Origin of the sequence: Trichocoleus sp. Lan, from assembly GCF_039961855.1 — a bacterium.
GTDB lineage: Bacteria > Cyanobacteriota > Cyanobacteriia > Cyanobacteriales > FACHB-T130 > FACHB-T130.
This window is the reverse complement of sequence record NZ_JAMPKA010000007.1, coordinates 119,962-133,168: the sequence shown is the minus strand read 5'-3', so window position 1 is coordinate 133,168 and position 13,207 is coordinate 119,962. Positions and strand designations below refer to the sequence as shown.

Annotated in this window: 11 protein-coding genes; 5 read left to right on the top strand and 6 right to left on the bottom strand. The window is 50.6% G+C overall.

What is annotated here, in order from left to right; translation table 11 throughout:
- Positions 1–308 precede the first annotated feature (308 nt).
- The 3 genes from NDA03_RS08525 to NDA03_RS08515 all read right to left on the bottom strand — a co-directional run bounded on the left by NDA03_RS08525 (position 309) and on the right by NDA03_RS08515 (position 2,976).
- Positions 309–1,313 carry a DUF1517 domain-containing protein gene (locus tag NDA03_RS08525; RefSeq protein ID WP_190414968.1) on the bottom strand — a complete coding sequence of 335 codons (1,005 nt, stop codon included), beginning with the start codon at positions 1,311–1,313 and terminating at the stop codon, positions 309–311.
- A 339-nt stretch (positions 1,314–1,652) separates the two neighbouring features.
- A complete protein-coding gene (gene thiS, locus NDA03_RS08520) occupies positions 1,653–1,874 on the bottom strand; it encodes a sulfur carrier protein ThiS (protein WP_190414969.1) in 222 nt (73 codons plus the stop codon).
- Positions 1,867–2,976: a thiamine phosphate synthase gene (locus tag NDA03_RS08515; protein WP_190686188.1), complete on the bottom strand. Its 1,110-nt coding sequence runs from the start codon at positions 2,974–2,976 to the stop codon at positions 1,867–1,869. The genes thiS and NDA03_RS08515 overlap by 8 nt, the downstream gene beginning before the upstream one ends.
- Positions 2,977–3,542: 566 nt before the next feature.
- On the opposite strand from NDA03_RS08515, the gene NDA03_RS08510 reads away from it, so the two are divergent.
- Both NDA03_RS08510 and NDA03_RS08505 read left to right on the top strand, forming a co-directional pair.
- The gene (locus NDA03_RS08510; protein WP_348237820.1) at positions 3,543–5,516 is read left to right on the top strand and encodes a DUF1565 domain-containing protein; all 1,974 of its coding nucleotides are present in this window, start codon (positions 3,543–3,545) and stop codon (positions 5,514–5,516) included.
- A 219-nt stretch (positions 5,517–5,735) separates the two neighbouring features.
- Positions 5,736–6,290: a L,D-transpeptidase gene (locus NDA03_RS08505; RefSeq protein ID WP_348237819.1), complete on the top strand. Its 555-nt coding sequence runs from the start codon at positions 5,736–5,738 to the stop codon at positions 6,288–6,290.
- Between the two features lie 74 nt (positions 6,291–6,364).
- Here the strand turns inward: NDA03_RS08505 and NDA03_RS08500 are convergent, their stop codons facing one another.
- Entirely contained in the window at positions 6,365–6,922 is a 558-nt protein-coding gene (locus tag NDA03_RS08500) for a late competence development ComFB family protein (RefSeq protein ID WP_190414972.1), read from the bottom strand.
- Between the two features lie 497 nt (positions 6,923–7,419).
- Positions 7,420–8,358, bottom strand: coding sequence for a M23 family metallopeptidase (locus NDA03_RS08495; protein ID WP_348237818.1), 939 nt, complete (start codon positions 8,356–8,358; stop codon positions 7,420–7,422).
- Positions 8,359–8,586: 228 nt separating this feature from the next.
- Between NDA03_RS08495 and NDA03_RS08490 the strand changes: the two genes are divergently transcribed.
- Entirely contained in the window at positions 8,587–10,929 is a 2,343-nt protein-coding gene (locus NDA03_RS08490; protein WP_348237817.1) for a cation:proton antiporter, read from the top strand.
- Between the two features lie 47 nt (positions 10,930–10,976).
- Here NDA03_RS08490 and NDA03_RS08485 read toward each other — a convergent pair whose 3' ends face one another.
- Positions 10,977–11,189, bottom strand: coding sequence for an RNA chaperone Hfq (locus NDA03_RS08485; protein WP_190414975.1), 213 nt, complete (start codon positions 11,187–11,189; stop codon positions 10,977–10,979).
- A gap of 116 nt (positions 11,190–11,305) precedes the next feature.
- On the opposite strand from NDA03_RS08485, the gene dapF reads away from it, so the two are divergent.
- The gene (dapF, locus tag NDA03_RS08480) at positions 11,306–12,145 is read left to right on the top strand and encodes a diaminopimelate epimerase (RefSeq protein WP_190414976.1); all 840 of its coding nucleotides are present in this window, start codon (positions 11,306–11,308) and stop codon (positions 12,143–12,145) included.
- 145 nt (positions 12,146–12,290) lie between these two features.
- On the top strand, positions 12,291–13,061 hold the full coding sequence (locus NDA03_RS08475) for a glutathione S-transferase family protein (protein ID WP_190414977.1): 771 nt from the start codon (positions 12,291–12,293) through the stop codon (positions 13,059–13,061).
- Positions 13,062–13,207: the final 146 nt, after the last annotated feature.

Here is a 13,207-nt window from a genome sequence, read left to right as displayed (position 1 = left end):
TCTTATTTCGGGATTTTAAAATTTAACAATGAACAAAAAATTGTCATAATTTAATCTATTTGTTGGTAAAATTATTCAATGAACTTAAATTTAATTCTTCCTATATGGGAAGTTAATTTGCTTTAAAAAAATGCACAGATTTTCATTATTTAATTAATACTAATAATACCAGCTCAAGGGAAAACAGTAAATTATAAATGGCTCCTATTGAGCCGCTGTCAAAATTGAAAAAGGAGGCTGATTACCAGCCTCCTTTTCAGGAGAAATAGATAGGGGCGCATAGCAAGAGTGCCCGTATCCGTTGAGGGTTAAACAAGTTTGAGATTGGGATACTCAGCCAGCAAATCATCAGAGGTAAGCGTGTCGCCTTCTGCCTGAGGTGCCCAGAGAATTTCTACTGCAAGTAGGCGATCGCTCCCGATGCCACCAATCTGACGCAAGGCTTGACGCAAATCGTCAGTGCTGTTGATTTTCGGCAGTTGCAGATTGCCTTCGGCACCCACCAAAATCGTCACAATAATGTATTCACTAGGGCCTTCTGCCATCATCTGATTTGCCAGCTTGCCAGCTTCCTCAGATCCCGCCGGTAAAGATGCTTTGGGCGTTGCTGCCTTGAGCTGATTATTGACGTTCGAGAGAGTCTCTTCGGTGACTTTGCTGCGTTCACCCAGAGCTAGCTGATTAAACTTGGCTTCTGCGGCTTGTAACGCTGTTTGCTGAGATTCTGCTGCCCCATACACCCAGTATTCCGGGTGACGTAGCAAAGCTAGGGTACTTTCTTGAAGCACTTGGGCACGACCGATGGCGGAACTCATATCAGATGTACGCGCCAACTCGTCTAATTCTCCTTGCAAGCTGCGAGCTTCTGCCAAAAGACCCACTTGCACCTCTGCCACAGAAACTTTGGGATTGCCGTAGCCCAGCGAATCGGCTTCACCTGCGTCGCCAACACCAACGCGGCGGAAGCTGGAAACCAAGAAGTTAGCGATTCCCAGGAAAATCAAAATTGTAAACAGACCGCCAAATCCGCCCCCGATGCCAAAGAAGGGAAATAGCAACGGGAACCCAAATCCACCCCCAAATCCACCCCCAGGATAAGGAGCCGGATAATATCCGCCGGATGGTGGCGCGTAGGTGCGGCTAGGAGGCGAATAGCTGCGGCTGGGCGCTCTAAAGGAACCCCCTCCAATCCGACCGCCTGAGCGAGCTGCTAAAGCTCCGTCAGCATGACCTAGCGTCAGGGTAAGGATCAGACCAAAGACGAACAAAGATTTCAAAAGGGGTTTAATTGCTGAAAGCAGTTTATTACGCATACATACTGTGCCTATTCAATCTGATTAAAACTGTAGCGGCTGGCAGCAACTCCTAGCATCTTCCTAACTATCGAGCGATCCGAGCTACATCTTTAATGTATCGCCTCCACCCGACTGGCGCGGGATCAATGCGGGGCGGATTTCCTCACGGGGAATCCGTACTCGAAAGGATGACGGATGAGGGATAACGCGAATCGCTGTGCGTTACCCAGGAACTGGACTAGAAACCACAGATGAAAAGTACAGTATGGGGAGTAAATCTTGTGGCTGTTTTCCGAGAAACAACCGAGAATTTATCTTCAGCCATTCCTTGTTCAATCTTCATCTCTGAGGTTCCAATTAGCCGCCGCCGACGATGGTGACGATTTCAATCGCGTCCCCCTCTTTGATCTCCGTTTGCGACCAAAACTGTCGATGGAGAATCTCACCGTTGTACTCAACCGCCACTAGGCGAGGATTTAACCCCAGATGCTCTAACAACTGGGGCAATTTAGTGTCGGGCGGGCAGGTGCGGGGTTCCCCATTCACTTGCAGCGTGATTTGACCAGACGGACTAAACATAAGATTGGGGAACGCGAACATCAACAGCGCGGAGAGTTTGCAGGCGACTCAGCTGGGAGAGGAAATACTGAGTCATTAACATCGGCTGATCTGCCTGCATGATGGCGCGAACCGCTGCTACTCGTTCGGCTCCCGCCTCCAGCACATCATTTAAGTTATTCGCATCAATGCCCCCAATGGCAAACCAGGGAATCGAGGCATTTTCAGCCGCATAGCGGACATAATCCAGACCAGCAGCAGCTTTCTCTACTTTGGTGGGAGTTTCATAAACGGGGCCAACTCCAATATAGTCAGCACCCTCCTGGATAGCTCGCTGCATTTCTTCCGGGTTCGTGGTGGAGCGACCAACCAGGCGTTGTGGCCCTAGCAACTGTCGGGCGAGGGCGATGGAGATATCTTGTTGTCCCAGATGCACGCCATCGGCATTCACTGCCAAAGCCAGATCCACCCGGTCGTTCATGATAAACAGGGCACCGTATTGATGGCATAGCTGGCGGAGTTTGGAAGCGTGGGCGACTCGCACAGAATCGTCGGCAATTTTTTCGCGATACTGTACCAGAGTCAGTCCCCCTTGCAGGGCGGCTTCAACGATGGAAAATAGCTGTTCTGAGGCAGAAGTAACGAGGTATAGATGCGATCGCAACAGTACCTGATGTCGTCGGTAAGCCAGCAAATTGCTCTCCAGCGTATACACCCGATAGCGTAATTGCTTTGCCGCCGAGCCGAGGTCGGGGTCATAAAGCTTGCTATATTCTTCCAGCACCCGCAGGGCTTCTTCCACACGAGCAAAATTGACTTGCAACAACTGCTGAATGCTAGAGCGCTGTTGTTCTTGAGGATGGGTCAACTCCGTGCCCGCATCACCTGGGGTATCCCGTGCAGCCCGAAGCTCCATGCCATGCCATTTGGCTAGCTCCTGCCGCATTTGCTTGCATTCATTGACTAATTGGGAGCTATTCACGCCAAAGCGACACCATTCTTCGATAATCCGCAAGCCTTCTCTGGCTCGGTCTAAATTGGCGTCTAGAATGCGGCAAACCGCTGGCTGTGCTTGTATGAGCAAGTCCCCAACTGGCTCTCGAACGCTGTGTTTCTCGCCCATCGCAACCACTCCATTATTTTTCATCGTAGCAGTCTAGTTTCCTAATTTCTTGAAATCTGTGAAGTGACAGGGTAGCACGTACCAACCAAATTTCCTCAATTGCCCCATATATTTTATCCAACTGAATAAAAAATAGAATGCGGGGATTAACAAGGTTGAGCAAAATGAACAATGCTGATATCGTGCGGATTGTGAACTAAGTCATGTGAACTAAGTCAGTAACATTTCGTCTATGGGTTAGGAGCAAGTAGCGTCCTTATCCCAATTCTTTAGCCTACGGGTTTCTAGTTTTTTGTACCTACCTATTTAAGAACGTTTAACAGCAGTATTATCATTCAAAGAATGCCCCCACAGAATTTTCTTTTGGAATGCCCATCGAATTCCTCGCTTTGAAGAGGATGCTCAGGTTGATGAGCTGTTAGCGGTTGGGGTCTTTTTAGAAATGTAAGAAATGTAAACAAACGGGTAGCCTCTATCCCAAAATAGGGGTGCATAGACTAAAACTAGGTGCTTTCTTCCATCAGCCTTTACCGATATTGCAGTGCCAACTTGAGAGGAGTAGAGCCGTGAGTTTGAAATGCCCCCACAATCGTCAATTGAATGCCCTAGTCAGAAAATGCCGTCCGTCTGTTCGTACCTGTCGCATATTCTTAGGATTAGTGACTGCGATCGCAATCCCGTGGCTGGACGTTACGGTAATCAAGGCACAGCCGACGGTGGCTCAGGTTCCCCCGGATGGGCAGACGCAGATGTCACAAATGAATCGGTTGTATGTCAACCCCGCTGCGGGAAATGACAGTAATGGCACTGGAGACGAGCAGGAACCGTTCCAAACGATTACTCATGCCTTGCAGGTCGCTCAGCCGAACACCGCCATCGTACTGGCACCCGGCACCTACAGCACCGAAACGGGTGAAACCTTTCCCTTAAGACTCAAAGCCGGTGTAACGATTCAGGGCGATCGCAGCACCAAAGGGGAGAATATTGTCATCCTCGGCGGCGGTCAGTTCCTCAGTCGTTTCTTTGGCGGTCAAAATATCGCGATCGCTGGGGCAAATCAAGCAGGGCTGATGGGCGTCACTGTGACGAATCCGAATCCACGAGGTTACGGTCTTTGGATTGAATCCACCAGTCTGATGGTGGCGGATAACACTTTTACGGGAAGTAAGCACGATGGAGTTGCCGTCACTGGCAATAGTGCCCCCACCATTCGCAACAACTACTTCTATGAAAACGGGGGCAATGGGATTACGATTTACGGGACTTCCCGACCGGAAGTGCGGGAGAACGTGTTTGAAAATACGGGATTTGGCATTAGTATCGGTCATAATGCTGCCCCGCAGCTAATTGCCAATCGCATCAGTGGCAACAAAGATGGGGTCGTCGTAGAAACCAAGGCAACACCCGTTCTCCGGAATAATATTATTGAAAACAACGCTCGTTACGGGTTAGTGGCAGTTTCCCAAGCCCGTCCTGATTTAGGAACTGCTGGCGAACCGGGAGGCAATATTTTTCGTGCCAATGGTCTATTGGACATTAACACCAAGGCTTCAAGCCAGGAGATTCCTGCCTATGGAAATGAGATTACTGCCAAAACGGCAGGACGCATTGACCTGACGGGCATGGCTATCCCACCCACCCCGCTTGTAGAGGCTCCCATTGCCAGCGGGCTTTTGAAGCCGCTTCCCACCGCTTCCCTGCCGCCACAGGAAGCCCTGGCACCGATTCAGCCACTGGCGAGGAATGGTGGAAGTTCTCAATCTTTGCCACTCCTCTCTAATCGGCCGAACTCAGAGATTTTAACTCCAGTACAATCGGTACCCACTGACAGCACCGGGACTAAAATTTCCGTTCAACCGCCTGCCCCAACCTCCCAGCCAGCAAGAACGTCAGCTTACGGATTACCAACCTTGCAGCCGCCGGTGGTGCCTCCGGTGGTGCCGCCAGTAGTGCCTCCCCAGCAGCCCAGAGCGACAGCGTCTCCCTTGCCGATATCGCCTGTGCCCCAGACTGCACCCCTAGAAATTCCCGCGCCGCCTCCGGTTGCTCGGTCGCCGTTGCCGACTTCCCAGCCGCCCAGAGCGACGACATTACCAGCGCTACCGTCGTCAGCTTCTACATTACCGGCGCTACCGTCATCCACCCCGTCTCAACCGTCGCCTGCCCCCCGGACTCTGGACTTCGGGGTAGCACCCCAGGAGCCTCTCCAAGCTTCGGCTTCCTCCGATTTGCTGCCAGTGCCGAGTCCTGATGTTCCTTTGGGGAATATTGGCAACAGTCGGGCTGCTAGCGGGAGAGTGCCCCGCCGAGCGGGCGGTAGTCAACAGGCTCTAGGTTTGCGTTATCGGGTTGTGGTGGAGGCTCAAAATTCGCGCCAAGAGGCTTTAGTGCGATCGCTTGCACCCGATGCCTTCCGCACACGCTCCAACGGTCGGACGGTGATGCAGGCGGGAGCTTTTAGCACCCGCGATCGCGCTTTGGAAATGCAGCAAATGCTCAACACGAAAGGTTTAGCAGCCACGATTGAGTCAAGGAATTAATATTGTTTGTCAGGGGTTGATGGTTAATTGTCGGTTGTCATTAACCCCAGATGATTACCCACGACCCAATGTTCTACAGTTGGTTATTTTGACCCGTAATCATTCTTAGCTCATACCGCTATGCCAAGAGATGAGTCGCTCTCTCGAAGCTTGATGCTAATTTGTTTTGGAACAGCGGTGGTGTTGTTCTCAGTTTCTAGGCGGACAAATTTTTCAAGGGTGACGACCGTCAGCTTGGATTCCCCGATTCGGAGTCAGCGCCAGGTCGGCAAGTTGGCAAGTTGGCAGCTTGGAGACTTGTGGAGTAAAAATCGATCTTCAAATAGCCGCTCAGCCCCTCGGGAATATTCAGTGCTAGAAACCGCTCAGGCGGCATCCGCTTGGCAATCGCATCTCGTTGTCGATTTGAGCGATCGCCTGGTTTATGTTTACCGTGACGATCGGCTGCAAGCCAGTTACCCCGTGGCGGTGGGGCAGTTGGGTTGGGAAACGCCCACGGGTTCGTTTCAAGTTTTGCAAATGAACCAAAATCCGGCGTGGCGTCAACCGATTACGGGTGAAGTTATCCCATCTGGGGCGAATGATAATCCCTTAGGCGATCGCTGGATTGGTTTTTGGTCGGATGGGCGTCATCAAATTGGGTTTCACGGCACCAACGAAGAACACCTGATCGGGCAAGCAGTCTCCCACGGCTGCTTGCGAATGCGAAATCAAGATATTCGGATGCTTTATCAGCAGGTCGCGAAAGGGACACTCGTGCTGGTTCGCAGGTAGGAGGGAAAAGTTTTGAGTTTTGAGTTCTGAATTAATCACTCAAAACTCAAAATTCATCATTTATAACTCTTCCATTATTCGTTGCTATGGTTACTGGATTGAGGTTCAAAGCTGGGTGCGTAGGTTTGGAGTAAAGAACTCACCTGCTTGAACACGTCGCTGTCGTTCGCTTTGCTGAGCGCTTGCCGTTCTGGGAAAAATTCGGGACGATCCAGATTCCGGGCGATCGCTTCGCTCACTTGCTGGGTAATCAGCTCTTGAAGTTCATCTTTTGCCCGCATTCGCTGATAGCTAGCACCTTCCTCCGTCGTGGCATACAGCGGAGGCAAGCGATTGAGCGCGTAGGCGGCAATATCGCCGACATCTAGAACGCGATCGCTGGTTGCCTCAATTTCTGCGACTCTAGCGATCGCTTCCGTCAGCACCAACTCTTCCATGACATTGATGAACTGTTTTCGAGGAACTGCAACCACTTCCCCAGTTAACAGTGCGCCCATCAGACGGTCTAGAGCCATGTATTCTTCAATCGAAAGCTCAGAAGCCGTGTCACAGATGCGCCCCACCTCTGCTTCCATCGCTGGCGTCAGATAACCATCCTGCAGGGCTTGTTCAACAATTTTTTCAATACTCATCTAAAAATCCTGCTGGATACCCCATCCAAACTGTTTTGGTTGGCTAGGAAAGCGAGGCAGGGATTACCGCTTCCCTAAAAGTGCGTGCCCGTTTTCGAGTGTTGATACGCCCTCAACGAAGCCGAAACCTGCGTTGATGTCTTTTCGCCCATGCCCACTCATCTATCCTGGCATAACCAGCGCCTCAAAATACGCAAAACTACGCAGGCTTAACATCAGTCGGTTAGCGAACTAACAATATTGCTTTGACAGTGGGAATTTTCGGGATTTTTCCCAAAGGCTATTCAACATTTACGCTTCTCAGATGACTATCTACAATCCCCGTCCGCAAAGCTTTCGCTTCGGAAAAGCCTACACTAGCTCCCGGTGGGATAGTCGAAGACATTGAAAAATGCTTCGCAATCTCGTTTCGGAGAGGCAACCCTGCCACAATCTTTCCTCAATACAACACCAAATACATTAAAACCTAAAAAAATTCATCAAAACTTCAAAAAACCTCATTCAACTCCTTGAGTTCTCCAAGGTACTGGGTCTACGGCAAGACTATTGACATACAATCCCCAATGTAAGTGAGGACCCGTTGAAGCTCCTGTTGAACCAATTGCCCCAATCACCTGTCCCGCTTTTACAAAATCCCCTTCCTTGACATCAATCCGGCTCAAGTGCATAAAAATACTGGTGACGCCTTGACCGTGATCTACCCCAATTACATTTCCGTGAACTCGGAAACCCTGAGCAACCCGTCCCACCAGCGCCACTCTTCCCGATGCTGGTGCTGTTACCGGCGAACCATACCCACCCGCGTAGTCAACCCCGCGATGGTAGTAGTCATTGGCAAACTTGCCATTGTAGTAACGGCGAACCCCGTAAATACTGGTGATGCTACCTCGGTTCGGCTTGAGAAAAGGACCATTCCAGAACTTTTGCGGCGTCACCAAATTTTTAAAAGCTGCCACGCGGTTGAGTTCAAGTTGGGTTGCTGATTGTCCGGCTTTTCCGGGGGGTAGGGTAATCCGTTGCACCGGGAAATTGCGCGATCGCAATGGCAACGACAGGTTTTTGACTTCCCCATCACCAGCAACCCGAATTTGTAGCGTTCCCGGCTTGTCTAAAGGCGTTGTCGGTAGCAAGACTCGAAAGCGATTTTGACCGAGGGAAAACGCCCGGTAAGTCTTCTGTTTGAAAGAAACCGTGGGACTCTGCGAACCAGGAGAGTCCGTCTGAATCACGACCGAGAGCGTATCCCCAAGCTGGGGATTGTTGGGTGCCACCTGTACCTGCAAAGCTTTGACAGGCAAAGCAGTAGAAACTAAAAAAGCAAAAGGCAACAGAAAGAATTCTTTGTTTTTACGGTTCGCTTTGGACTTTTGACTGGGCAAGAGTGTAGAAACCAGCCGCCGGTCATGGCGAGATTGAAGCAGAGTCTTAAGCGACATCACAGGCAATTTTCTCCGAGCCAGTAATTGACAAAGCGTCTATGACCTTGTCTATGACCTTTATTACTAGCGGATAGACTATCACCTTGCCTGGACTGTTTCCACCGCCTTCCCTCAATTGATCCCAGTTGCCCAAGGGAAACCTGAGGCAATGGCGTTAGCACAGTCCATAAAACTCTGTATCCTAAAGTTTATATACCTTTATACTTGTTCTCATAAAACAAACTTGTGCAAGAAGACTTTAGACTGATTGTTGACTTAGTATCTGTTTTGGCAGCAGCAGCCGTTGGTGGAGTGGTATCAGCGCTGCTGCGGCAACCTGCCTTACTGGGTTATATCGTCGGCGGAATCGTCGTTGGGCCTGCGGGGTTGGGACTGATTAAAGAATTGGTTCAGATAGAAACCCTAGCTCAATTTGGTGTCGCCTTTTTGTTGTTCGCCTTGGGCGTTGAGTTTTCGTTTGCGGAATTAAAAAAAGTTAAAGGCATCGCCTTGGGTGGAGGCGGACTACAGATTGCCCTGACAATTGCAGTCACGGTTGCAGTCTGTGGACTCACTGGAGCGTGGGGTACCTTACCGGCAAAGGGTGTCTTCCTGGGGGCAATTCTGTCTTTGTCTTCAACCGCAATTGTCTTTAAGTGTCTAATGGAGCGAAATGAGACAGGGACGCCTCACGCTCAGGTGATGCTGGGGATTTTGGTGGTACAGGATCTGGCATTGGGATTGATGCTGGCTGTCTTGCCAGCGCTGGATCAACCGCCAGAAGCGATTGGCAAGGCTGTGGCTTTAGCGCTGTTACAGATTGGGTTATTTGCGGCTGTGGCTGTGGCAGCAGGCATCTGGCTGATTCCTCCCTTGCTGCGCCTCTTGGCTCGAACGGAAAGCCGGGAGTTGTTTCTATTGGGCGTGGTGGCGCTGTGTTTGGGGATTGCGTTGCTTACGGAGGCATTGGGTCTTTCGATTGAAATGGGGGCATTTGTCGCCGGGTTAATGATTTCGGAGGTGGAATACGCCGACCAAACCCTGACTTATGTGGAGCCGTTGCGGGATGTGTTTGCAGCGCTGTTTTTTGCGGCGATTGGGATGCTCATCGACCCGATCTTCTTGTGGAACAACCTAGAGTTAATTTTGGGGCTAGTTTTACTGGTTTTTGTCGGCAAGTTTTTGATTGTGACGCCGATTGTTAGAGCGTTTGGCTATCCGCTGAAAACTGCGTTAATTGCTGGTTTGGGGTTAGCTCAAATTGGAGAATTTTCGTTTGTTCTAGCCAGTGAAGGACAAGCTTTGGGGCTGGTTTCTCGGCGGGTTTACTTGCTGATTTTGGGCACGACTGCGGTGACGCTGGTACTGACGCCTTTTGTGATGCGGCTGGTGCCAAAATTGTTGGAGTTGCCTTGGCTGAAGCCATATCTAGATCCGGTGGATGACCCGATGGAAGTGGCGGTAGATGCGCCTTTGCAAAATCATGTGGTGGTCTGCGGTTATGGACGGGTGGGACGGAATCTGATCAAACTGGTGCAGGAGCATAACTATCCAGTGGTAGTGATTGACCAGTCGGAAAGCCGGATTCAGCAGTTAAGAGAAGCAGAAGTTTCTTATGTTTATGGCAATGCGGTGAGTTTGCACGTACTGGAAGCTGCGGGGGTAGATAAGGCGAAGGGGATGGCGATCGCGCTTCCCGATCCGATGAGTACCCGCCTTTGCCTCAAACGCGCTTTAGAATTGGCTCCGGATCTGGATATTGTCGTTCGCGCTAACCACAACAACGATATCGAACTGCTTTATCAGTTGGGGGCGCGAGAGGTGGTGCAACCGGAGTTTGAAGCGAGTTTAGAACTGGCGGCGCATCTATTAGCCGGTAGTGGATTGCCGACATGGCAGATCCAGAAGGAAATGCAGCAAATTCGCAATAGCCATTACCTGGCATTGCGTCCAGAGCGATCGCCTTCGGAGATTGCTCATGACTTACAAATTGCCACTGCCGAAATGAATAGCAAGTGGTATTCCCTCCCGCCCAACTCTCCCCTGATTGGGATGACGCTACAGGAGACGGATATGCGCCGATTGACGGGTGTCACTTTGATGGCAATTCGGCGAACTGGTGGGGAAGAAGTGGACTATCCAGACAAGCAAACTTCTCTGGAAGTGGGCGATCGCCTCTTGGTGGTGGGAGAATCCAACGAACAAGCTGCTTTTAATCAACTGGCAAACGGTGAAGTGGCAATCCCAAGCCAAACCGCTCCCTGTCAGTGGTTGCAGGTTCCCGAGTCCAGCCCTGTTGCCGGTAAGCCTCTCTCTGAGCTGCATATTCGCCGCCAGTACGGGGTGCAAGTGCAAGCAATTCGGCGAGATGGCAAGTTCATCCGCTTTCCGGGGGGCGATACCGAGCTGCAAGCGGGCGATCAGCTGCTCTTATGCGGCGGCAGTTTTCCCCTCAATCAAGTGCAACAGTTGTTGGCACCCGAATCTGAGCCTTCGGTTTTCCCAGTCCCTACGCTCAACTTGCCAGTAAGCGAAGCGATACAAGAGCATCTTCCCTCTGATAATCAGCGAACAGGCGAATCAAGGTAATCGGTCATTGGGGAACAGATTCCCGATTCCCGATTCCCGATTCCTAATTACTTTGGCTGCACATAAGCGATCGCGTGTCGCCAAACCAGCGTTTGCTGATTCGATTCATCTTGTAGACAAATACAGTTCTGATCTTGCCAACGCAGTTTACCAACGAGTACATCGTTCGTGAGGAGTTTCAGTTCAACCCTTTGTCCCTCTTTCACAAATGTTTGGACGAGACGAGTGCTTGGTAAGCCTGTTTCCAGTTCAGTTGTCATAATGCAAGATTTTTCCTAATGCGAATTGCCAGATTTCAGGATTGAAGGACTGCCATTAACCATTACCCATTCCATAGTTTATGCTAATCGAAAATTGCGAATCGAAGGATTGCTAAATGGGAATCGAGTTTACTAAGTATCACGGACTGGGAAACGATTTCATTCTGATTGACAATCGTTCCTCATCAGAACCCAAGGTAACGCCAGAACAAGCGGTCAAGTTTTGCGATCGCCACTTCGGCATCGGTGCCGACGGCGTGATTTTTGCCATGCCGGGACAAGACGGCACCGACTACACCATGCGGATTTTCAACTCCGATGGTTCCGAACCGGAAATGTGCGGCAATGGCATTCGCTGTTTAGCCCAATTTATCGCTGATTTAGAAGGAAAATCTACTCAAGAAATTCAATATCGGATTCATACCCTGGCGGGTGTCATGACACCGCACATCAAGCCGGATGGGAAAGTCACCGTCGATATGGGAATGCCGGGACTACTGGCAGCGGAAATTCCCACGACGCTGGGTGCCCCTAACGAAAAAGTAATCGCTCAACCTTTAGAAGTCGCTGATGCTACTTGGTTGGTCACTTGTGTCAGCATGGGGAATCCTCACTGCATCACGTTTGTGGAGGATGTTGCCGCGATTCCTTTAGAAAATATTGGCCCCCAGTTCGAGCATCATCCCGTTTTTCCCAAGCGGACGAACACCGAGTTTATTCAAGTCGTGCGTCCGGATTATTTGAAAATGCGGGTTTGGGAACGCGGTGCAGGAATAACTTTAGCGTGCGGTACGGGTGCTTGTGCGACTGTGGTCGCTGGAGTATTAACCGGAAAGAGCGATCGCATCGCCACCGTTGAATTACCCGGCGGCTGTTTGGAAATCGAATGGTCGGAAATAGACCAGAGAGTTTACATGACAGGGCCAGCAGAGCGCGTATTCGCAGGTCAGATATAATCCGATGTGCTTTTTCTTAGCCTTCCGATAAATGAGGGGTTGGGGGAGCAAAACCCGAACGGCTCTGTTGGTTCGATTCCCCTAGTCCCTCGCTCAATTGCCGGGAATTACACTGTAAAGTTGCACATCGCGCGATCTAGCAAAAATGCAAAAGCAGCCAGAAAAGGCTCCCCGACTCATCACCATCTCCGTCAGCCATTACTGCGAAAAAGCACGATGGGCATTAGAACGGCTTGAGGTTCCCTACATTGAAGAACGCCATATGCCGCTTTTTCATCGGCTAGCCACCCGCAAAAATGGCGGCGGACAAACAACTCCGGTTCTAGTAATGGAAGCGGGTACTTTGAGCGATTCTTCGGACATCTTGCAGTATCTAGATGGCATAACGGCTGAAAGTAAAAAATTTTACCCAGCCGATCCCAAACTGCGCCGCGAAGTGAAAAAACTCGAAGATTTGTTCAACAAGCAGCTCGGCCCCAGTATCCGTCTTTGGGCATACTTTTATCTGCTAGATGACCGCCAATTGATGCGGAGGCTGTGGTGCGATGGTGTACCCCCGATTGAGCGGGCGTTATTTCCAATTGTCTTTCCGTTGATTCGCGAGGCGGCACGGCGAGGCTACAATATCACGGCAGAATCGTCAGCCAGTGCCCATGACAAGATTAAGCGCATCTTCGAGAACGTCAACGCGCGGTTGGCAGATGGACGTTCCTACTTAGTTGGCGATCGCTTTTCGGCAGCAGACCTCACATTTGCCTGTCTCGCGGCTCCGGCTGTACTGCCTGCCGAGTATGGGGCGAGTCTGCCCCACTTAGATGAGTTGCCGGATGAGATTGCAGTGGCAATTAAAGAGTTACGAGAAACCTCGGCGGGAGCTTATATCTTGCGACTGTTCCGTGAAGAACGCCAGGGGTAAGGGTTTGTTGCAACTGAGCGTGGCAAAGTGAAAGTGGGAAGCGATCGCATCCTCACGGTTGAACGACCTGGCAGATGTTTGGAAATCGTTTGCTCATAAACAGACTAGCCTGTTCGCAGGCAAAATCTAATCGCTATGTAACATCG